The organism is Neobacillus camarae, assembly GCF_054950115.1.
In genome coordinates, this window is the sequence record NZ_JBUCKX010000002.1 from 682,608 (window position 1) to 704,963 (window position 22,356).

The window sequence follows — 22,356 nt, forward strand, 5'->3', positions numbered from 1 at the left end:
AACTCCTAGTTAAGTTTTCCAATACTAAACGATCGATTTTCAACCACAATTTTTCCGTTAGCCGCGTTGCTTTCCATTAATTGATGTGCTTTATCGATTTCATCCAGTGTGAAAACCTGTGCAATCGGCACTTTCATTTTATGCTGTTCTATATGGTCGATGAGTTCGACCAGCGATTTTTTATTAAAATTGACCCCGCTATCAAACTGGGTAAAATACCTGCCGGAAGGAATATCCACCATAGGTTCAAAATGATCTAACACCCATTCTCCGCCTAATATTCCTGTCATGCATAAGATTCCTTGTTCCGAAAGTAATCTTAGCGAAGTTTTCAATGTGGTTGTGCCCACCAGTTCTAACACTTTGTTCACGCCATTCGGAAAAACCGGGAAAAGTTGTTCGAATAGACTTCCATCGTCAAGCAATACAAAATCCGCACCATATTCCTTTAAAAATTCTACCTTGTTTGCGTTTCGGGTAGTCGAAATGACAGTAGCACCGATGCTTTTTGCAAGCTGCAGGGCGGCAAGGCCAACAGAGCTGGTGCCGCCGCGGATTAGCAGAGTTTCTCCCTTTTTAAGCCGGAGTGTGTCAAAAAGAGACCGATATGCCGTGTAATACATTTCAGGAATGGCGGCTAATTCCGCCCAGTCCAACTCATGGTCAATCGGATAGACCTGAGAGGAGGGGATAAGGGCGTATTCCGCATAACTGCCATCAAACTCACGCCCAAGCCCGCCCATCAGAGAAACAACCCGTTGTCCTTTTTGAAAGGAGCTATCCGAAGGGTCTTCAATTTCTCCCGCACATTCGATTCCAATAATGCGAAAAAGTTTTACCGACGGGGAATCCCCTTGTCTTGTAAAAATCTCCGAGCGGTTGAGACCAAACGCCTTTATTTTGACCAGCACCCATCCCGGCTTTACTTCAGGGATGGGTACTTCCTGTACCGCCAATTCACTTGCGGCACAGGGTTTTTCCAAGACAACAGCTTTCATTTTGAAATCCCCTTACACGTTATTTTTTCAGAAGACCTTCCTTGGTTAAGAAGTCTCTTGCGACATCTTCGGCTTTCTTCCCTTGAACACCGACTTCATAATTCATTTTTTGCATTTGGCTGTCGGTAATCTTACCGGCTAGTTTATTCAACACCGGCACAATCTCTGGGTATTTGTCTACCGTTTCCTGCCGCAATAAAGGCGATCCTTGATAAGGCGGGAAGAAATGTTTATCGTCTTCCAGAACAACCAGATGGTATTTTTGCAGTTCGCCATCCGTTGAATAAGCATTCATCAGATTGACTTGGCCTGATTGAATGGCGTGATACCTGACAGACGGGTCCATGGTGACAACCTTCAAATTCAATCCATAGGTTTGCGCCAAACCAGGATATCCATCTTGGATGTCGGTAAACTCCGGTGTAAAACCAGCTGTCACATACTGCTCGACTTGGACCAGGTCGGAAATCTTTTTCAAATCATACTTTTTAGCAAAATCTTCTGGCACCGCAATGGCATAGGTGTCATTAAATTGCATCGGGGATAACAATGCCATGTGATATTTTTTGGCCATACCTTCTTTTGCTTGCGTGTACACTTCCTTGCTGTCTGTACTTACAGGGTTCTCTTTTAGGAAATTGACGATGGCGGTTCCCGAAAACTCCGGATATATATCCACATCCTTCGATTTCAATGCATTAAAAACAAAGGTCGTGTCGCCTAAACCTGTTCTTAGCTTCACTTTCAGATCGGTATTTTCTTCAATCAGCAATTTATACATATTGTCAATGATTTCTGGCTCTGAACCTAATTTGCCAGCAATCACAATCTGCTTTTGCTCTTTTGGAAACAGTGCCGGGCCAACCATCGTGCCAACGATGAGAACGACCACCACTGCGAAAGCACCAGAGGCGGCCATGATCTTTTTAAAGGAAATTCTTTCGAGCCCTCGGAGAAGGTAGTCAAAAAGAATTGCTAAAAGAGCGGATGGCACAGCTCCTAGAATAATAAGCGAATAATCATTTCGGGATATGCCAAGGAGAATTATGTCACCTAAACCACCTGCTCCAATCAGGGAGGCAATCGTGGCGGTTCCGATAATAAAAATCGTCGCTGTCCGGATGCCTGCCATGATGATAGGCATGGCTAAAGGGAGCTCGACTTTCAGCAGTCTTTTTCTTCTGTTCATTCCCATGGCACTTGCTGCTTCCAGCAAAGAGGGGTCCACTTCTTTAATTCCGGTATAGGTGTTGCGTAACAAGGGAAGCAGGGCATAGGCGATGAGTGCAATCACAGCAGGGACGGTGCCTATTCCAAAAAGCGGAATCAAAAGACCTAACAACGCCAGTGAAGGAATGGTTTGCAGCACTCCAGTAATACCAATGATATATTCCGCCATTTTTTGTTTTCGCGTTAAATAAATTCCTAGTGGTATCGCAATAATCAATGAGAAAAAAAGCGCGATTAACGAGATTTCTATATGCTGCAAAAGGGCGCTCAAAAGCTGAGATTTCCGGTCCGACAAGACATTGATCAAATTACTCATGACTTTGCCCTCCTTCTCTCAAATATTGAGACATCACTTGAAGTGCATGTTGTCTGTGGATGAATCCGACGGCTTTTCCATTGTCCTCGACAACGATTTGCTCGAACGATGCCAGATGTTCGAATACCACAGCTACTGGAGTAGAGAAGGGTATGGTCATTGTATTCGATAGAAATTCTGCCGGTACAGGTGTTATAAGTTCATTCAAACCTATCGATAATTGACGGCTGCCGACAAATCCCCGAACAAAATCATTCGCAGGTTGGGTCAAGAATTCGTGTGGAGTTCCGACCTGAACGATTTCTCCGTCTTTCATCAGGGCAATTCGGTCTCCTAGTTTTAGAGCCTCTTGCATATCATGGGTGACAAAAACAATGGTCTTTTTCAGTTTTCGTTGGATTTCCAGCAAATCATCCTGCAGCTTTTCCCGGCTAAACGGGTCAAGCGCACTAAACGGTTCATCCATCAAGATGATTTCCGGGTCGGCCGCTAAGGCTCTTATGACACCGACGCGTTGCTGCTGTCCGCCCGATAGCTCGCTGGGTTTTCGATTTCGATATTCGTTTGGGTCAAGACCGGCCATATTAAGCAGCTCGTCCACCCGGACAGCAATCTTGTCTTTGTCCCAATGGATTAGTTCCGGTACAACAGCGATATTTTCAGCGATGGTCATATGGGGAAACAGCGCGATTTGCTGAAGGACATAGCCAATATTCCAGCGAAGTTCATTGATGTCATAATCACTAATCTTTTTACCGTTAATCCAAACCCAGCCATTTGATAATTCGATAAGTCGGTTGATCATTTTTAATGTGGTCGTTTTTCCGGAACCGCTGGGTCCGATTAAGACAAAAAATTCACCTTTCTTGATTTCCAAATCCAAAGATTTTACAGCAAAGGTTCCATTGGGGAAGTTTTTCGATACTTGTTCAAATCGGATCATGTTGCGCTCCTTTTTTTTAATAGCTTATCCTGTTTGTTATCTTTTAAAATTTTCCATTAAATAGACATCTATGAATATTATCAAAAAAAATTAAAACCTGTTTAGGATTTTTTCTAATAAATGTTCTACTTGTTCTTTTTCGGTGTCTGTAAACCCGCCATAAATGACTGAATTTAATTTTTCTGAGATTTCACGGAAAATAGGTTTCAGTTGGACACCCTTTTCCGTTAGTTTGATGAGCGTTACTCTGCTATCCTCCCAACTCTTGATTCTCTCGACATAACCTAGTTTTTGCAACTTATCAATTAAAACAGTGACTGTCGGCTGGGTGCGATGGATTTTTTCAGCCAGTTCCTTTACGGATAAGCCATTTTTTTCATATAGGCTTACTAAAATATCCCCATGTGAAGGGGCAATACCATCCACTCCGTGTTTACCGAGCTCCGACAAAATCAAATGGTTCACTGCGTCCCTAATCTTACCAACCATTGAAGCTGTATCATATTTAATCATGTTCACCATTATACATAGATGTCTATGTGTTTTCAAGTAACTTAACTCAAAACCATGGGGACGGCTCTTGTGGCAAACATCTTTCATGTGCCGAAGATCCTCCTAATGCCCGAGCCAAAGGAAAAAGAGCCCACAAGGTAATAGGAAGGTCCCCCAATGCCCCAACCGAAGGAGAAGAGTCTTCAGGGGGAATAGGGATTTCCCAAGTGCTCACGAACCGTCCCTGAGGATTATCCTAATTTTTTTACCATTAAAATATGTGGAATGCCATCTTCCATAAACACATCGGATGAAGGGTGATAGCCCAGTTTTTTATAAAAGCCTTCTGCTTGGGTTTGACCGTGCAATTTAACTTGGGTTACTCCCTTTTCGGCTGCGATTTTTTCTAAAGCTCCAATTATAATCTTCCCGATCCCCAATTTGCGGTACGGCTCCAATATACAAATTCTTTCCAACTTGCCAAACTGGTCAACCACTCTTAATCTGCCCGTCCCTACAGGAAGGTCATTGTAATGGACTAGGATGTGCTCACATTTCCCATCAAGTGTATCAAATTCATCGAATTCATCTGCTAATGGTACCCCTTGTTCCTTCACAAAGACTTCTTTTCTAATAAGAAATGCTTTTTGCAAATCTTTCTCTCCCATGACTCTTGTTGCCTCCATTACTTCAGCCCTTTCTGGATTTACCATCATTCATACTATCAAAAGTATAAAATAAATATTGTTGTAAGTGCAATAAAAAAAGGAACCGCCCCTACGGCGGTTCCGAATATGTTAGTGGTTTAATGAATTAAAGATCCACGCAAGTCCGTCACACCATGTTCTAAATAGACCTTTAAACACGATAACACAAATACCCAGCCTTCTTTTTGCTCGAGCAGTTTATGGACGAGTTCTGGACCTTCTTCTTTAAACCCGGCTTCCGTCACTTCAATCACTGTACCATTTTGTTCCGGTTCCGTCAGCGTAATGGTCACGGTGTTTTCTTCGTTTTGTTCCTGTCCCCAAGAGTAAACAATTTTTTTGTTTTCCGTTACCTCTAATACCTTAATAGCCATGATGGCATTGTATTCATCATATCTGACTGTAATGTCTTTGCCTTGTGCCCATCTTTCTGAACTGGAGGAAAACCAAAAGTTCCCGATTTTCTCCGGGTCCACGAAGGCCTCGAATACTTCGCTAGCCGGTTTGAGGATTTTAAATTTTGTCGTGATTTGTGCCATTCATAATCGACTCCCATTCCTATTTATTATTGTACATGCACTAGATTGCGCCCTGCGCGTTTTGCGGAGTATAGTGCTTTATCTGCTTTATTTAATAGCTGGTAGAGTGTTTCCTCTGTGTCTTTCGCGGCCTCGGCCACCCCGCAGCTGACCGTCACAGAAATCAATCCGTCCGCCGTCAGGAGGGGCTGATTCTCTATTGCCCCGCGCAGCTGGTTGGCAAACGGCTCACCTGCTAGTAAGGCACTTCCTCTAAGGGCCAGAACAAATTCCTCCCCGCCATACCGGGCTAATAGCATGTTTTCCATGAGCTGAGACTGGCAAACCTTTGCGACATGGACCAATACTTGGTCGCCCACATCATGGCCATAGGTATCGTTTATTTTTTTGAAAAAATCCACATCCATCAAAATAATCGAATAGGGTGCGGAAGCTTTCTTGGCAGCAGCAAACGCTCGCTCACATTTTTGAAAAAATGCCCGGCGGTTAAAAATTTGAGTTAGCTCATCATAGTAAGCCTGATGCTCCAGTATTACCTGCAATCTTTTTAATTGCGTGATGTCCGTAAAAATGATTAATAAGCCTTTACTAGTATTGCCATGTTTTACATGAGATGTACGTACCTGATAGGTACGAGTTGAATCTTCTGTGACTAATTGTATTTCCCGAGTACCTGCGACCGTAGCCAATAGAGAAGGGAATGAGTCTCCGGACAGTTGGTACCAAACCTTTTTAAAATCCATTCCAAACATGGATTTATGAAGCGGCGGAAACATGCGCTTGCATGCTTGGTTAAATTCAATTAACCGATGGGATTCATCCAACACGATCACACCGTCATTGATACTATGAAAAATGGCGTCTTTCGCGACTGGCATAATGCTGAACAATCGCGATGAATTAATCGACCATAAATAGGAAAGGGAAGAAACCCATAAGACCATCGGGACCGGGTCAAAACCGGGAGGGGTCAAGCCGATTAAATAAACAAATGCAGTGACGATTGGAACGAGCTGCCCGAACAGTAACGAAAGCAATTGCGGCCGATATACCTTTGCTGTTTCCTTCCACCGGGAAAGAGCCAATAAAAAAGCGACAAACATGCAGCCGAAGGTGTATATGCCATGGACGATGTACCATATGCCAATCTCTTGATGAATGAATGGAGCTCCCAAGGCGGGGTCGACCTCAAACACACGATAGTGTAAATGATGGAGATCGTTGGTGGCCACCATGACCAAACTGATGAACGGTATGAGTAGAAGAGTGATGCCTCTTTTTTTCGTCATATTCATGCCCAAATACTGCATGACAAACAATAGACCCAAAGGCGGTCCGAACGGCATGCCGACATATACCATGGTGGTCCAAAACTTCATTTGCTCCAGTGTTGTCGCCATTAGGCCAAAAGCGGAGGCAAAACAATAGATGGTAATCGATCCTGTATAAAGAATAAAAAATTGCGCGATATTTGTATACCGATGACGCTTTAAAAATACGTATAAGCACAAATACAAATGAAGCACGCCGGACGTGCAGACCAGCGTGATATAAGCTGTCAATTGCGAATTCACGGTCTTGTACCTCTTTTGAAATAACACCTTTTCCTTAATGTAGCAAAGATGCCTGGACCTGTCACGTCTTGAGTGGAGCAGGAGGTCGGTTCTGGTGGCAAAGAACTACGAGAGCCGTCCCATTGGAAGCTTGTGAATGAAAAGGTTTGAAAATTGGTAACAAATTGCCGGGTTATTAAGAACATATGGATGATATAGTACTTACAAATTGATGTTTATTATGAAGTATCAAAACAATTTGAAAAGAGGAAGCGTTTTATGTCAAAAATCATGGCTATTAATGCTGGAAGTTCGTCATTGAAGTTCCAATTGTTTGAAATGCCGAGCGAAGAAGTTATTACAAAGGGCCTTGTTGAAAGAATCGGTTTGAAAAATTCCATATTCTCTATCACGGTTGAAGGGGAAAAAAAGCAGGAAATCCTTGATATCCCTGATCACGACATCGCCGTGCAAATTCTATTGGAAAAACTAATCTCTCACCGGATTATCTCTTCCTTCGACGAGATCGATGGAGTAGGGCATCGGGTCGCTCACGGGGGAGAACTATTTAAAGATTCCGCTTTAATTACTGACCGAGTCCTGGAAGAGTTAGAGGAACTTTCTGATCTTGCGCCGCTGCATAATCCGGCCAACATCTCGGGAATAAGATCGTTTCAGAGAATATTAAAAAACAGCCCATCCGTTGCCGTTTTCGATACAGCGTTCCACCAACAGATGCCTGAAAGTTCTTACCTCTACAGCCTGCCTTTCAGTTACTACCAAGAATATGGCATTAGGAAATATGGATTCCACGGTACTTCCCACAAATATGTTTCAGAAAGGGCTGCTCTACTGCTAGGCCGACCACTTGAACAATTGCGGCTGATTACTTGCCACTTGGGAAATGGGGCCAGCATTGCAGCCATCCAAGGCGGGAAATCGATTGATACTTCCATGGGCTTTACACCGCTTGAAGGTGTTGTCATGGGAACACGTTCTGGAAGCGTGGATCCTTCTATCATTCCGTTTATCATGCATAAAACAGGCAAAACCGCAGATGAAGTCATAACCGTACTAAATAAAGAAAGCGGTTTATTAGGGATTACAGGCTTTTCAAGTGATTTACGCGATATTGAAGCAAGATCTAATGAAGGGGACGCTAGAGCCACACTGGCCCTCGATATATTTTCCAGCCGAATTCAACAATATATCGGATCCTATGCTGCCCGTATGAATGGTGTGGATGCGATTATCTTCACTGCAGGTATCGGAGAAAACAGCTCCACAATCCGTGCCAGAGTGCTGACTGGATTAGAATTTATGGGGGTTTATTGGGATCCAAGTTTAAATACCCTTCATGGAGAAGAAACCTACATTAGCTATCCTCACTCAAAAGTGAAAGTATTACTCATCCCGACAAATGAGGAAGTCATGATTGCAAGAGATGTTGTAAGGATTTCAGAAGAGGCGCTGGTATTAATTTAGTATTCATGAATGACTCTGATAAGTGATTGCTGAATTCTTACACTCTATTGATTTGGAGCGGATAAGCTCGACTCAGCGCCGAGGAGGTTCCCCGGCACGCCCACGGGTTTGCTGGGCGCCTCGAGCGGAAATCATTCTAATGAAAAACTATGTCAATATGGTGAAAATGCATTCAATACGATTATGTGTAGGTTGATAGTGACCTATAATAAGATTACTAGATACTATTTTTGATGTGAGTGAGCTGATCTTTTATGAATCTGCAAGAAATTATTGATATTGATTTATTGCAAAAGGTTCAAGATTCTTTTGCAGAGTCCACAGGCCTCGCCGCTATAACCGTTGATTTTCGGGGAAATCCGATTACAGAGTACAGTAATTTTTCCGGATTTTGCAACCGCATTCGCCAAGACCCTGAATGGATGGAAAACTGTTATAAATGTGACGCCTATGGAGGTTTGGAAGCAGCAAGACGCGGGACTTTTTATATGTATAAATGTCATGCTGGACTTGTAGACATCTCTGTTCCCATCATAGTAAAAGGTCAGCTCATGGGTTCTATGTTGGTCGGGCAAGGAAACGTGAACCAAAAAGATAAAGCCAAGCTCGATTATCTAATAAAAGAATCATCAGGCTGGCAGAACAATCCGGAAATGGCAGCCGAATTTGAAAAAATACCGACCAGCACCTATGAGAAAATAAAAGCCGCTGCTGAGATGATGTTTTATGTCATCAACAATATGTTTGAAAAAGATGTCATGAGCTATGTGCAAGAAGAGCTGCGGGCGAAAGATCAACAAATCTTGGAGCAGTTGAAGGTTAAAGCGGAATTGGAAAAAGAATTGGTAGACAAACAAATTCAATCCCTGCAGCTTGTGATCAATCCACACTTTTTGTTTAACGTCATGAACATCCTCACCTGTTCTTCCATCGTTGAAAAGGCTCCTAAAACCCAAGAAGTCATCGTGACATTGTCGGAAATCATGAAATATATTTTGACTCATTATCATCATCTTGTTCACTTAAAGGAAGAATTGGCGTTTATTGAAAACTATTTAAAACTCCAGAAACTAAGATTTAACGATCGGATAAGAGTTTCAATCACCATTCCGGAAGAAATGAAAGCCATCAAAATCCCGCCCCTCATTTTGCAATCTGTCTTGGATAATGCCATCGTTCATGGAATAGAGCCAAAGGATGGAGAAGGAAGCATTGACATCACGGGCTATACGACAAACGAAGATTATGTGATTGAAGTGTCAGATGACGGTGTCGGGATGTCTCAAGATAAAATCGACCGTATTTTGAATGGGGAGATTAGTTCGATTGAACAGGAGAAACAGTTAAAGGGTATTGGGTTAAGAAATATCCATTCGATTTTAATCTTTCATTATGGAAATGAGTATATACCATCTATAACCCGAAATAGGAATGGGGGCACAACTGTTCAGTTCAGGATTCCGAAATACTAGGATAGGATGATCCCATAATGAAAAAAATTCTTTTAGTCGATGATGAATCGCTGGTAAGAGAGGCTTTCAAATGTGCTATCGAAGGAATAGAGGATGCGGCCATTGTTGGGGAGGCAGACTCTGGAAATCTAGCTTTAGAACTGGCTTCTTCTTTGCGTCCTGACATCATATTTCTTGATAGCAATATCCCTGGAATGAATATACTGGACTGCCTTAGGAAAATGAAGGATGGCAATGGGAAAGGCCATATTACCCTGCTTGCGGATTTTGATGATATGGACCTAATTCCCTTAGCGCTAGAAACAGGTGCAGACACGGTTCTCACAAAGCCATACACTTTAAATGACATTAGCCAGATTGTGAATCAATATCATATTTTAGAAGATCACGATAGTGAAACCATGGATCAAATGATGGACGGGTTTATTGATTCTGTTTTCCGTGATGACTTTAAAAGTGCAAAAGATTTATTAAAAAAGATTGGACAGCATTTTTATATTTTAAATGATCGGAATCCAAGGGAGATTCGTGCCACTGCTGAATTCATGGCCGAAAGATTGACCAACATCTGCCGAAAAAAAGGACTAAAGCTCCAAAGAAAAATGTATTGGATGGGGAAAATCCAAACGATTGATCTCTATACTTTCGAGCAAACGATGTCAGCCATCGTGGAAGAGATTTTTGAGGAAATCATGTCATCGGCCACGATTCAGGAAAAAAAGGCGATTCAATCGGTTCTCAATTACATCGAGAAGCACTTTGAACAGGGTGTCACGTTGGAAGAAGTGGCCGAATTTGTCCATTTGAGCCCTTTTTATTTAAGCAAGCTTTTTAAAAAAGAATTAAATATTAACTTTGTCAACTACCTTACGGAAAGAAAGATGGAACGGGCGAAGGAATTACTCGAAATGACCGATATGCCGGTGGTGAACATCGCTCTATGCTTGAGTTATCAAGAGCCTAATTATTTTAGTAAAGTATTTAAAAAAATGTACGGGATGACCCCGTCGGAATATCGCAAGCAAAAAGAAAAGGAACACAAAAATGAACTACTCTTAAAGAAACATACTCCTATTGGCAATGGCCGATGGTACGTATAGGATAAAAACGGCTGCCTTTCACAAAAAGGTGGTCTTTTTTTAACTTGGCTAAGTTAAACTTGGTAGTTGATTTCCGCTCCAGGCGGCTTCGCGGACCTTAGGGCGTGCCGGGGAGCCTCCTCGGCGCTTTAGCGCCTGCGGGGTCTCCCCTGACCCGTACTCCCGCAGGAGTCTTCGCCGCCTTCCGCTCCAATCAACAGGTTCCAACAACAGCATTAACCTTTCCTTAACGGCTTGCCAGTTGGCGAGTTTTCACTTATCTCTGTTGGAGCCCATCACAAGGAAGGCTTAGTTAGCATAGGCATTGCACGAACAAAAGGCTTTAACTTTTTGGAGGAGGCCTGTCGTCCCCTGACTAGGCGCTTGCGCTATTCTTTGTGACAGTTTTTTATACAAAACCTGAAATGGACAATAATTTACCCTCCACAGGACAAAAAATTACCCTCTAGTAAAAAAACATCCGTTATTGAACAGAACCCCGACAAAATTTTGCTTGGGCTGTCCCATTCAACTGAACAAAACTTTATCCTAACATGCCAATATCCTATCACGAAAGTTGATTGTGAAAGGGGTATCATTTTGAGTGTAAAGAAAATTAAAGGAATGTTGGGGGTATTGTTTCAGTCTCCTATCATTCTTTTAGCAAAATTAATTTAGGAGGTTACCCCTATGATGAAAGAAGCACTAGGAATGGTTGAAACACGAGGCCTAGTTGGGGCAGTCGAAGCAGCTGATGCCATGGTGAAGTCTGCTAATGTTGCTTTAATTGGGTACCAAAAAATCGGTTCAGGTCTTGTCACTGTCATGGTTCGCGGGGACGTTGGTGCAGTAAAAGCAGCAACAGATGCTGGTGCAGCTGCAGCAGAAAAAGTGGGAGAGGTTGTTTCGATCCACGTGATTCCAAGACCACACTCTGAAGTGGAAGGCATTTTACCTAAGTTAGTTCAAGAATAAAAACCGGAGGTGTTGAAATATGAAAGAACAACTGATCGAGCAAATCATGGAAGAAGTCATGAAAAAGGTTGAAGCTCCAAAAGCGGCACCTAAAACCGAAGAAAAGAAGTATTGCAATTTGACTGAATTTGTTGGAACCGGCCGCGGCGATACCATTGGCCTTGTCATTGCAAACGTCGATTCTAGTGTTCATGAGGCAATGAAACTGGACAAAAAATATCGTTCCATCGGAATTATCGGTGCACGTACAGGTGCAGGCCCGCAAATTTTGGCAGCGGATGAAGCTGTGAAAGCAACCAACACAGAAATTTTGGCTGTGGAACTTGCCCGTGATACAAAAGGCGGAGCAGGCCATGGTTCCTTAATTATCTTTGGTGCAGAGGACGTGGCAGATGCCCGCCGTGCTGTAGAGGTAGCTCTTAAAGAATTAGACCGTACTTTTGGTGATGTGTACGGAAACGAAGCAGGACATATCGAACTTCAATATACGGCACGTGCAAGCTATGCATGTGAAAAAGCCTTTAATGCACCAATTGGTAAGTCGTTTGGTTTAGTAGTAGGGGCTCCAGCAGCTATTGGGGTAGTTTTAGCAGATACCGTGGTTAAAGCGGCAAATGTAGATGTACTCGGATACAGCTCTCCTGCACAAGGAACTAGCTTTTCCAACGAAGTCATTTTGACATTCAGTGGTGATTCAGGTGCTGTTCGTCAGGCCTTAATCGCAGCTAGAGAAGTTGGAATTAAACTGCTAGGAACTCTTGGAAGTCAGCCTGTTTCAGATACAGTTCCTTACATTTAAATTAAAGGAGGGTAACCCATGAAATCCAAACGCTTTCAAGTATTAGCAGAACGTCCAGTAAACCAAGATGGGTTCGTTGCTGAATGGCCAGAAGTTGGCTTAATTGCCATGAGCGGTCCGAATGACCCGAAACCAAGTATAAAAATCGAAAATGGCATCATTGTTGAATTAGATGGAAAAACCCGCAGTGAATTTGACTTCATTGACCGCTTTATTGCGGATTACGGGATTAATATAGAAAAATCAGAAGAAGCCATGGCAATTGACTCCGTTGATTTTGCCAAAATGTTGGTGGACATTCATGTTCCTAGGGAAACCATCATCCCGCTTACCACTGCGATGACACCGGCAAAAATTACCGAAGTGTTAGGACATATGAACGTGGTGGAAATGATGATGGCCCTTCAAAAAATGAGAGCCAGAAAAACTCCTTCCAACCAATGTCACGTTACTAACGTAAAAGATAACCCAATCCAAATCGCCGCTGATGCTGCTGAAGCTGCCTTGCGTGGCTTTGACGAACAAGAAACCACTGTTGGGATCGTTCGTTATTATCCATTTAACGCCTTAGGCTTGCTCATTGGTGCACAAACAGGACGCGGTGGAATCTTAACTCAATGTTCTGTTGAGGAAGCTACTGAATTGCAATTGGGCATGAGAGGTTTAACTTGTTATGCCGAAACCGTTTCTGTTTATGGTACAGAGCCTGTCTTTGTTGACGGTGATGATACTCCATATTCGAAGGCATTCCTTGCCTCAGCCTATGCCTCCCGCGGTTTGAAAATGCGGTTTACATCTGGTACAGGTTCAGAAGTGCAAATGGGCTATGCAGAAGGAAAATCCATGCTTTATCTGGAAGCCCGTTGTGTGTTCATCACAAAAGGTGCCGGATCTCAAGGTCTTCAAAATGGATCCATCAGCTGTATCGGTGTACCAGGAGGAGTTCCATCCGGTATCCGCGCAGTACTTGCTGAAAACCTAATTACGACGATGCTGGATATGGAAGTGGCATCTGGTAATGACCAGACATTCTCTCACTCTGATATCAGAAGAACAGCCCGTCTCTTGATGCAAATGCTTCCTGGTACAGACTTTATTTTCTCAGGATATAGTTCAACACCAAACTATGACAATATGTTTGCAGGCTCAAACTTTGATGCGGAAGACTTTGATGACTATAACGTATTGCAGCGTGACTTAAAAGTGGATGGCGGTTTGCGTCCTGTCACAGAAGAAGAAGTAGTGGCCATCCGAAATAAAGCGGCTAAAGCAGTACAAGCGGTCTTCGAAGAATTAGGACTTCCTGCTGTCACCGATGAAGAAGTCGAAGCTGCCACCTATGCACATGGCAGTAAGGATATGCCAGACCGTAATGTCGTAGAAGACTTAAGAGCGGCTGAAGACTTTATGAAACGCGGAGTTACAGGTCTTGAAGTTGTCAAAGCTTTGAAAAATAAAAACTTTGATGATGTGGCCCAAAATGTCTTAAATATGCTGAAACAACGGGTTTCAGGAGATTATCTCCATACTTCTGCGATTATTGATAAAGATTTTAATGTCATTAGTGCAGTAAATGATGTCAACGATTATATGGGACCTGGAACAGGATACCGTATGAGTGAAGCACGTTGGGAAGAAATCAAAAATATTCCTCGTGCCATTAGACCGGAAGAAATCAACTAAAACGGAAAGGGGTGTACCTAAAGTGGCCGTGAATGAAACATTAATTCGTCAAATTATTGAAGAAGTAATTCTTGAAATGACAGCTGGTGACAAAAAGGTCGAAGCTGCTCCTAAGCAAGCATCTGTTGCCGACACCGCAAAAGGTTTGGAACTAGTTGTGAAAGGCAATGCCTCCGTTGGAACTAGAAAAGATGAAGTGGTCATTGCACTTGCGCCAGCGTTTGGCCAATATCAAACCAAAACCATTGTGGGAATTCCTCACAAAGATCTTTTAAAAGAAGTCATTGCTGGTATTGAAGAAGAAGGCTTAAAAGCTCGCATTATTCGTGTATATAAGACATCTGATGTTGGATTTGTTGCTCATGAAGCAGCAAAACTCAGCGGTTCTGGAATCGGTATTGGCATTCAATCCAAAGGAACCACTGTCATCCATCAGAAAGATTTACAGCCATTGAATAACTTGGAACTTTTCCCACAAGCACCTTTATTGGATCTCGATACGTTCCGTGCCATTGGGAAAAACGCAGCAAAATATGCAAAGGGTGAGTCACCAAATCCGGTGCCGACCCGAAATGACCAAATGGCCCGTCCTAAATACCAAGCCATTGCGGCACTTTTGCATATTAAAGAAACCGAACATGTGGATCGGAATAAAAAGACAATCGAACTAGACGTTAAGTTCTACTAATAACGGAGGTGAACAGTATGAACACACTACTAATAGAGCAAATCGTAAAAGAAGTATTGTCCTCCATGGGTGAAGCGAACGAAACGCTAGTACAACCAGCAACAGGTGGGACAAAAGTAAGCGCAAAGGTTGAGGCAAAAGCCGATTACCCGCTTGCTGCTAAACGCCCGGAGCTTATTCAAACCCCAACAGGCAAATCGCTGGATGATATCACATTACCTGGAGTTATGAATGGTGAGGTAAGGCCAGAGGATGTCCGGATTTCTGCTGAAACTCTAGAATTGCAAGCACAAATTGCTGATTCTATGGGCCGGAAACCATTTGCGCAGAATCTTCGCAGAGCGGCAGAATTAATCGCTGTTCCAGACGATCGAATTCTTGAAATCTATAATTCTCTAAGACCTTATCGTTCTACCAAAGCAGAATTATTGGCAATTGCTGATGAGCTCGAGACAGTTTACGGAGCAAAGATGAATGCCAAATTGGTGCGTGAATCTGCAGAAGTTTACGAGCTGAGAGATCGACTTAAAAAAGATTAATGGACCCTGTGTGGTAACAGGAGGTAAAGCTAATGAAATTGGTCGCAGGAGTGGATATTGGGAATGCCACGACAGAGGTTGCCATTGCGAATGTGTCAACTGACAACCAAGTAACATTTTTAACCAGTGGCTTTGTCAATACAACAGGTATTAAAGGTACCCGGCAAAATATCCATGGTGTCCTAGCTGCCATCAAAGAAGCTCTTAATAAAATTAATCGAACCATAGAAGATTTGGATCTCATTCGAATTAATGAAGCAGCTCCTGTAATAGGGGATGTGGCCATGGAAACCATCACCGAGACGATTATCACCGAGTCGACGATGATCGGCCACAACCCCTCCACTCCAGGAGGGTTGGGCTTAGGCATTGGAGTAACCATCGATATCAAGGCAATAGAAAATGCTGATCGAAACCAAGAGTATATTGTTTTAATTGATAAGGAAATAGATTTTAACCAAGCTTCGGAAAGAATCAATCAAGCTTGGCAAAAAGGAATTAAAATCAATGGCGCAATTGTTAAAAAAGACGATGGCGTTCTAATTAATAACCGGGTGAACAAGAAAATCCCGATTATTGATGAAGTAAGTTTATTAGAAAAAGTGCCTGTCGGGATGAAGGCCGCGATTGAAGTGGCACCGCCTGGCGGAGTCGTCGAAGTGTTGTCCAATCCATATGGAATCGCTACTGTATTCGACTTAAGTGCCGATGAAACAAAAATGATTGTTCCCATCGCAAGAGCCTTGATCGGAAATCGTTCAGCTGTTGTCATCAAGACACCAAAGGGAGATGTCCAAGCAAGAAGTATCCCTGCCGGAAAAATCCATGTGATCGGGAAAAAGAAGGCAACCGTAGATGTGGATGAAGGCGCCGAAAAAATGATGGAAGTCTTAACCGCTTCCGCACCGATTGAAGATATTAAAGGCGAACCGGGAACCAATGCCGGCGGAATGCTTGAACGAGTAAGACAGGTAATGTCAGAGCTTACCAATCAGCATCCGAAGGACATCAAAATCCAGGACCTGTTGGCGGTGAATACGTTTATCCCGAAAAAGGTAAAAGGCGGCTTGGCAGAGGAATTCTCCATGGAAAACGCCGTAGGGATTGCGGCGATGGTCAAGGCAGATAAATTGCAAATGCAAATGATTGCCGATGAACTTCATGCCCAACTGAACGTGGAAGTAGTAGTCGGCGGGGTTGAAGCAGATATGGCCGTACGAGGCGCACTGACCACGCCGGGAACGAACACACCACTTGCCATTGTCGATATGGGAGCCGGTTCGACCGATGCTTCGATTATGACGAAGGATGGTAAAACGACATCCGTCCATTTAGCGGGTGCAGGCGATATGGTGACGATGCTGATTAATTCAGAATTAGGTCTTGAGGACCTGGCTCTGGCAGAAGACATCAAAAAATATCCACTTGCAAAAGTAGAAAGCTTATTCCATATCCGCCATGAAGATGGAACCGTTCAGTTTTTCGAGAAGCCTTTAGAACCGCATGTGTTTGCAAGGGTTGTCATCCTGAAAGATGGCTATATGATTCCGATTCCAGGAGAGCAATCGGTTGAAAAAATCAAGATTGTGAGAAGAGGCGCAAAAGAGAAAGTATTTGTTACCAATGCGGTCCGTGCACTAACTCTTGTTTCTCCGACCCGCAATATACGGGAAATGGAGTTTGTTGTGTTAGTAGGAGGATCCGCCCTGGATTTTGAAGTTCCTCAACTTGTCACAGATGCTTTATCACAATATGGTGTTGTAGCCGGCAGAGGAAATATTAGAGGGCTTGAAGGTCCACGTAACGCAGTAGCTACAGGACTCATATTGGTTCTAAATGAAGGGGGAAGAGTTCAGTGAGAATAAACAGTGGTCAAGAGACACCAGCCATCCATGTTTATTATAGTTCACAACTGAATGATTCTTCCTTTTTTCATTCCTTGCTGTATGGCATGGAAGAAGAAGGTGTACCCTGCCACCTGCAAGCAGCACAAGGAGATACGGCTGTTGAGATCGGGTATCAAGCTGCCATTGACTCTCCCTTAGGAGTAGGAATTGGAATTGGTTTAGATGAGCAAATCATCCTTCATTATACCAAGCTGCCGAAGGAACAGCCGCTATTTCAAATCGATCATAAAGAGCCGTATAAGCAGAATGTGCTCGGAGCAAATGCTGCCCGGCTGGTAAAGGGAATTCCGTTTAAGAGTTTCGATGAAATTCACGAACAGAATGAAGAAACCCTATCCTCTGAGGAAATGTCTGCGATTGTGAAAGAAGTGATCCGGCAGGTATTGGAAAGAAGGCAAAAGGAGGTGGAATTTAGGAGATGAAAGCATTAGGGTTTATTGAAACAGTGGGATTAGCAGCAGCAGTGGAGGCCGCTGACACCGCCGTTAAATCAGCAAACGTCACTCTGTTGGGCTATGAGCTTACAAAGGGCGGCGGGATGGTACTGATCAAGTTTGAAGGCGATGTTGGGGCTGTTAAAGCCGCGTTGGAAGCTGGCAGCATGCAAGCCAGAAGAGTTTCTAAAGTGGCAAGCTCCCACATGATTGCAAGACCGCACGATGAACTAGAAGGAATGATTTACTCCAAATCCACGGTCGGACCTGCTCACAAGGACGAAAAGGAACTGCCACAGGCCCCAGCTGCCAGTGCAAGCAGGCCAGAACAGCCAGAGGTACAGGTTGAGGGAAGAACGGAAAAAGCGGATGAAGAGCTTCATGTCGATTCCGCTTCTATCCCTGATGATGAAAATATAGGTGATGAAGCTTTATTGGCCGACAATCAGCCTGAAGAGGTGGATTCAGCCCTTGAAGCACCTCCTATTCTAGAAGAACCAGCCGATGGTCAGGAGCCACGGGAAGAGGAGACGAAAATTTTTTCAGAGCAAATTGTAAAAAAAGCAACCTGCAACCAATGCCATGATCCTAAATGCCCAAGACAAAAAGGAGATTTACGATCAACGTGCATTCATTATAAAGAAATAGGAGGAACGGAAAATGAATGATTCATTAGGAATGATTGAAACAAAAGGACTTGTTGGAGCCATTGAGGCTGCAGATGCGATGACAAAATCAGCCAATGTCTCCTTAGTAGGGATTGAGCAAATCGGTTCAGGGCTTGTCACAGTTATGGTACGGGGTGATGTCGGTGCCGTAAAGGCGGCTGTGGATGCTGGTGCGGCTGCTAGTGAAAGAGTGGGCGAAGTGATTTCTGTTCATGTCATTGCAAGACCACACTCTGATGTAGAAAACATTCTTCCACATGGCCCAATGTTGGTGAAATAACGGGGGCTATGAAATGACGAACAGCTCGAGTTTACAAGAAAGAATCATAAAAGAAGTTGTCAAAAGACTGCAAAACCTGGAAGCGGAGCCCTTGGTCCCTATCGGAATTTCCAACCGGCACATCCACTTGAGTAAACAAGATTTGGAGACTCTCTTTGGAACAGGCTATCCATTAACCAAAATGAAGGACTTAAAACAACCCGGGCAATTTGCAGCCAAGGAAACCGTGTCACTCATAGGACCTAAAGGTGAAATCAAGAATGTGAGAATCTTAGGCCCTGTAAGAGGCAAAACCCAAGTGGAGGTCTCGTTAACAGACAGCTTCAAACTGGGGGTCGCTTCTCCTATACGTGAATCCGGGAAAGTAACAGGCACGCCGGGCTTGACCTTGGTTGGCCCTAACGGCAAATTGGAGCTCAAAGAAGGCGTCATCATTGCCCTTAGGCATATTCATGTACCACCTGAATTTGCGGAAGCATTTGATTTGAAAGATAAGGAAATGGTCGAAGTAGAGGTGGGCAGTGAGCGAAAAACCATCTATACAAACGTCCTGATCCGCGTATCAGATAAATTCCGATTGGAAATGCATTTAGACACGGATGAAGCGAATGCCGCTGGAGTGAAAAACGGGGAGCTCGGGAAAATAAGGAAAGGCTAAGAGATATTATGTCTATTGATCTTATAACAGTAAATAACTATATTGATAGGTTTGCCCAATTGGTTAACCAGCAAAAAAGTAATCCCTATCAAGGGGAGTTGAAGGTCGGAGTTGACCTGGGTACGGCCAATATTGTTTTATCTGTCTTGGACGAATCCGGCAATCCGGTTGCTGGTGCATCCCATCCTGGATCCGTCGTGAAGGATGGGTTGGTTGTAGATTATGTTGGAGCCGTAAGAATTGTAAGAAAGCTAAAGAGTGAGATTGAGGCGCTGCTCGGAGTGACGTTAACCAATGCGGCCACCGCCATCCCTCCTGGTACGGTGGGCGGGAACCTAAAAGCCATTGCCAATGTGGTGGAATCCGCAGAAATGGACGTCATCAAAGTGGTCGATGAACCGACTGCGGCCGCTGCAGTACTGGGTATTACCGATGGCGCCGTTGTGGATGTCGGAGGCGGGACCACAGGGATTAGTATTCTGCAAAACGGTGAGGTCATTTATACAGCGGATGAACCAACGGGTGGAACTCATATGAGTCTAGTGGTTGCTGGAGGTTTTAAAACATCTTTTGAGGAAGCGGAAAAGATAAAAAAAGATCCTAGTAGACAAAGAGAAGTCTTCCCTGTCATTAAACCGGTCGTCGAAAAAATGGCCTCGATTGTTAAAAGGCATATCAGTGGCCATGACGTGAAGGAAATTTACGTCGTGGGGGGTGCTAGCTGCTTTGATGAGTTCGAAAAGGTCTTTACGAAAGAGATTGGCATTACAACCATCAAACCGGCTCACCCTCTATTAATCACTCCTTTAGGCATTGCTCTATCCTGCTTGGAATGAGGTGAACGGATTTTGCAAGCTGAAGGCCTATTAGACCGCATCGTGGAAGAAGTATTGAAGCGACTGCAGAAGAAAATGAAAAAGGCCACCGTCCTCTTCACTGGAGGGGCCAGCGGATTTGAAGAATCTTTACAGCAGCTAAAGCTCCTCGTGGAGGACGGTTGGGATTTAAATGTCCTTTTATCTCAAAGTGCTGAATATGTTCTGAAACCTGCTTTCATAAAGGAACAACTCGGTGTTTCCACGATCCATGTTGAAAAAGAGATGAAGGGATTAAAACCATATTACGAGGGAATAAGCGCCCTGATTATTCCGACGTTAACCTTAAATACAGCCGTGAAGATTTCAGTGGGGATTTCGGATACCATGTCCACCAACTTGGCGTCCCACGTCATTATGGAAGGTATTCCGATTATTGCGGCCAAGGATGCATGTGACATGCAAAATCCCATTCGAAAACAACTTGGGTTGCATAAAGCACCGAAAGCCTATTTACAAAACATGAACGAACATCTTCAAACGTTGGAAAGTTACGGGGCCGTGCTGGTCGAGGCAAAGGATTTATACGAAGCCGTTAAACAGAATGTCTTTACCTTCTCGCCTCGGTTTGAAGAGCAGCCTAACCGGCCACAGAAAATGAGAGTTTTTAAGAAAAAGGTCCTGGCAAGATCGGATATTATCGAAGCGAAGCAAAAGCAAGAAACGCTCTCTATACCTAAGAATTCTATTATAAGTCCGCTTGCTCTTGAAACTGCCAAAGAGCTCGGAGTGACGATTATACAAGATAGTTGAGAAGGTGATCCAAGATGTACGTTGGAATTGTAGTTGGCAGTGTAGTAGCAACCAGAAAAGATGATGACCTTGTCGGAAAGAAACTGTTAATTGTGGAAAAAGTCCAGCCCAGCGGGGAAAAAACCGGGGTAATCGAAGTGGCAGTGGACAGTGTCGGAGCCGGCAGGGGCGAATATGTAGTGGTGACAAAAGGAAAATCAGCAGGAAATGTATTCGATAAGCCTGCTTCCGTCATAGATGCTGCGATTGTGGCGATTGTCGATTCGTTAGAGGTAGAGGAGGTAAAGAGTTTTGAGCATCTATACCAAACAAGGTGACCGGGGAGAAACCGGCTTACTAGGCGGGAGCCGGATTGCCAAGGACTCCAAGAAAGTCTCCTGCTACGGGACACTTGATGAAGCCAATGCTTCCCTAGGTGTCGCTTATTCTTTAATCGAAAAAGACGAATTAAAAACGATCATTAAAGAGATCCAGAAGCAGCTGTTTGTCGTTGGGGCGGAATTAGCCAGTGATGACAAAGGGGCGGACCTCCTTAAAAATAAAGTGGGCCAAAAAGAAATTGCCCGGTTTGAGCAAATCATCGATTCTTATGAAGAGAAGCTTGGGAAGATTCATGAGTTTATCATTCCAGGAGAAACGACGGCCTCGGCTGCGCTTCATTTGTCGAGATCGATTATTCGCAGAGCGGAACGATTAATCGTTGAATTGAGTAAAGAAACTGCGGTTCGTTATGAGATTATCCAATACGTAAACCGGTTATCCGATACCTTGTTTATGTTAGCCCGAGCAGAGGTTTACTATCATTTGGTAGCTGATATCAAAGAAAAGGTCATGGATAAATTGGAGGGTTCAAACGTCCATATGACAACGGTTTCCCTGCAGCTGGCCGTTAAGATGGCCGAGGCAGCAGAGGAAAAGGCTCTTCGTTTAGGCGTTCCTGTCGTATTTTCCGTGGTTGACCAAGGTGGGAACATCACGTTAATCCATCGCATGGAGGATTCCCTGCTTGCCAGTTTGGATATTTCCGCAAACAAGGCTTATACCGCTGTCGCCTTGAAAATGGCGACGCATGAACTGGTACCTGCCATTCAACCAGGTGCTGAGCTATATGGGATTCAATTCACGAATCAAAATAAAATTGTCACTTTCGGCGGAGGCTATCCGCTCATAGTTCAAGACCAAATAATCGGAGGCATCGGAGTCAGCGGTGGGACGGTAGAGGAAGATATGACCATTGCGGCCGAAGCCTTAAAGATTTTTAACAACGAAAGAAGGTAACTTAA

24 protein-coding genes are annotated in these 22,356 nt (G+C 43.7%); 17 read left to right on the forward strand and 7 right to left on the reverse strand.

Features of this window, described 5'->3' with window-relative positions; all coding sequences use genetic code 11:
• Positions 1–5 precede the first annotated feature (5 nt).
• The 7 genes from ACY8D0_RS10980 to ACY8D0_RS11010 form a co-directional block, all read right to left on the reverse strand.
• Positions 6–998: a zinc-binding alcohol dehydrogenase family protein gene (locus tag ACY8D0_RS10980; RefSeq protein WP_462410543.1), complete on the reverse strand. Its 993-nt coding sequence runs from the start codon at positions 996–998 to the stop codon at positions 6–8.
• Between the two features lie 19 nt (positions 999–1,017).
• Complete coding sequence (gene opuFB, locus ACY8D0_RS10985) at positions 1,018–2,544, reverse strand: osmoprotectant update ABC transporter permease/substrate-binding subunit OpuFB (protein ID WP_462410544.1); 1,527 nt, start codon at positions 2,542–2,544, stop codon at positions 1,018–1,020.
• On the reverse strand, positions 2,537–3,487 hold the full coding sequence (gene opuFA / locus ACY8D0_RS10990) for an osmoprotectant update ABC transporter ATP-binding subunit OpuFA (RefSeq protein ID WP_462410545.1): 951 nt from the start codon (positions 3,485–3,487) through the stop codon (positions 2,537–2,539). Before opuFA ends, opuFB begins: the two co-directional genes overlap by 8 nt.
• A gap of 90 nt (positions 3,488–3,577) precedes the next feature.
• Complete coding sequence (locus ACY8D0_RS10995; RefSeq protein WP_462410546.1) at positions 3,578–4,087, reverse strand: MarR family winged helix-turn-helix transcriptional regulator; 510 nt, start codon at positions 4,085–4,087, stop codon at positions 3,578–3,580.
• Positions 4,088–4,230: 143 nt separating this feature from the next.
• Complete coding sequence (locus ACY8D0_RS11000) at positions 4,231–4,665, reverse strand: GNAT family N-acetyltransferase (RefSeq protein ID WP_462410547.1); 435 nt, start codon at positions 4,663–4,665, stop codon at positions 4,231–4,233.
• 119 nt (positions 4,666–4,784) lie between these two features.
• Positions 4,785–5,225 carry an SRPBCC family protein gene (locus ACY8D0_RS11005; RefSeq protein ID WP_462410548.1) on the reverse strand — a complete coding sequence of 147 codons (441 nt, stop codon included), beginning with the start codon at positions 5,223–5,225 and terminating at the stop codon, positions 4,785–4,787.
• A gap of 26 nt (positions 5,226–5,251) precedes the next feature.
• Complete coding sequence (locus ACY8D0_RS11010) at positions 5,252–6,799, reverse strand: histidine kinase N-terminal 7TM domain-containing diguanylate cyclase (protein ID WP_462410549.1); 1,548 nt, start codon at positions 6,797–6,799, stop codon at positions 5,252–5,254.
• A gap of 258 nt (positions 6,800–7,057) precedes the next feature.
• Between ACY8D0_RS11010 and ACY8D0_RS11015 the strand changes: the two genes are divergently transcribed.
• The 17 genes from ACY8D0_RS11015 to ACY8D0_RS11095 all read left to right on the forward strand — a co-directional run bounded on the left by ACY8D0_RS11015 (position 7,058) and on the right by ACY8D0_RS11095 (position 22,351).
• Entirely contained in the window at positions 7,058–8,263 is a 1,206-nt protein-coding gene (locus tag ACY8D0_RS11015; RefSeq protein ID WP_462410550.1) for an acetate kinase, read from the forward strand.
• A 254-nt stretch (positions 8,264–8,517) separates the two neighbouring features.
• A complete protein-coding gene (locus ACY8D0_RS11020) occupies positions 8,518–9,735 on the forward strand; it encodes a sensor histidine kinase (RefSeq protein WP_462410551.1) in 1,218 nt (405 codons plus the stop codon).
• 17 nt (positions 9,736–9,752) lie between these two features.
• Positions 9,753–10,835, forward strand: a complete 1,083-nt coding sequence (locus tag ACY8D0_RS11025; RefSeq protein ID WP_462410552.1) for a helix-turn-helix domain-containing protein — start codon at positions 9,753–9,755, stop codon at positions 10,833–10,835.
• Between the two features lie 672 nt (positions 10,836–11,507).
• Entirely contained in the window at positions 11,508–11,789 is a 282-nt protein-coding gene (locus tag ACY8D0_RS11030; protein ID WP_462411345.1) for a BMC domain-containing protein, read from the forward strand.
• A gap of 19 nt (positions 11,790–11,808) precedes the next feature.
• A complete protein-coding gene (gene pduB, locus ACY8D0_RS11035) occupies positions 11,809–12,588 on the forward strand; it encodes a propanediol utilization microcompartment protein PduB (RefSeq protein ID WP_462410553.1) in 780 nt (259 codons plus the stop codon).
• Positions 12,589–12,606: 18 nt separating this feature from the next.
• Positions 12,607–14,271 (forward strand): propanediol/glycerol family dehydratase large subunit, encoded by a 1,665-nt coding sequence (locus tag ACY8D0_RS11040; RefSeq protein WP_462410554.1) that lies wholly within the window; start codon positions 12,607–12,609, stop codon positions 14,269–14,271.
• Between the two features lie 22 nt (positions 14,272–14,293).
• Positions 14,294–14,959 (forward strand): propanediol/glycerol family dehydratase medium subunit, encoded by a 666-nt coding sequence (locus ACY8D0_RS11045; protein WP_462410555.1) that lies wholly within the window; start codon positions 14,294–14,296, stop codon positions 14,957–14,959.
• Between the two features lie 17 nt (positions 14,960–14,976).
• Positions 14,977–15,498 (forward strand): diol dehydratase small subunit, encoded by a 522-nt coding sequence (locus ACY8D0_RS11050; RefSeq protein ID WP_462410556.1) that lies wholly within the window; start codon positions 14,977–14,979, stop codon positions 15,496–15,498.
• Between the two features lie 32 nt (positions 15,499–15,530).
• Positions 15,531–17,357, forward strand: coding sequence for a diol dehydratase reactivase subunit alpha (locus ACY8D0_RS11055; protein ID WP_462410557.1), 1,827 nt, complete (start codon positions 15,531–15,533; stop codon positions 17,355–17,357).
• Entirely contained in the window at positions 17,354–17,827 is a 474-nt protein-coding gene (locus ACY8D0_RS11060) for a glycerol dehydratase reactivase beta/small subunit family protein (protein ID WP_462410558.1), read from the forward strand. The genes ACY8D0_RS11055 and ACY8D0_RS11060 overlap by 4 nt, the downstream gene beginning before the upstream one ends.
• Positions 17,824–18,507: a BMC domain-containing protein gene (locus tag ACY8D0_RS11065; protein ID WP_462410559.1), complete on the forward strand. Its 684-nt coding sequence runs from the start codon at positions 17,824–17,826 to the stop codon at positions 18,505–18,507. Before ACY8D0_RS11060 ends, ACY8D0_RS11065 begins: the two co-directional genes overlap by 4 nt.
• Entirely contained in the window at positions 18,500–18,787 is a 288-nt protein-coding gene (locus ACY8D0_RS11070; protein ID WP_462410560.1) for a BMC domain-containing protein, read from the forward strand. The genes ACY8D0_RS11065 and ACY8D0_RS11070 overlap by 8 nt, the downstream gene beginning before the upstream one ends.
• Before the next feature lie 13 nt (positions 18,788–18,800).
• Positions 18,801–19,445, forward strand: a complete 645-nt coding sequence (locus ACY8D0_RS11075; protein ID WP_462410561.1) for a phosphate propanoyltransferase — start codon at positions 18,801–18,803, stop codon at positions 19,443–19,445.
• A gap of 14 nt (positions 19,446–19,459) precedes the next feature.
• Entirely contained in the window at positions 19,460–20,281 is an 822-nt protein-coding gene (gene eutJ / locus ACY8D0_RS11080) for an ethanolamine utilization protein EutJ (protein ID WP_462411346.1), read from the forward strand.
• A 12-nt stretch (positions 20,282–20,293) separates the two neighbouring features.
• Positions 20,294–21,073, forward strand: coding sequence for a flavoprotein (locus ACY8D0_RS11085; protein ID WP_462410562.1), 780 nt, complete (start codon positions 20,294–20,296; stop codon positions 21,071–21,073).
• Between the two features lie 14 nt (positions 21,074–21,087).
• A complete protein-coding gene (locus ACY8D0_RS11090; protein ID WP_462410563.1) occupies positions 21,088–21,390 on the forward strand; it encodes a EutN/CcmL family microcompartment protein in 303 nt (100 codons plus the stop codon).
• Positions 21,365–22,351: a cob(I)yrinic acid a,c-diamide adenosyltransferase gene (locus ACY8D0_RS11095; protein WP_462410564.1), complete on the forward strand. Its 987-nt coding sequence runs from the start codon at positions 21,365–21,367 to the stop codon at positions 22,349–22,351. Before ACY8D0_RS11090 ends, ACY8D0_RS11095 begins: the two co-directional genes overlap by 26 nt.
• The last annotated feature ends 5 nt before the right edge of the window (positions 22,352–22,356 follow it).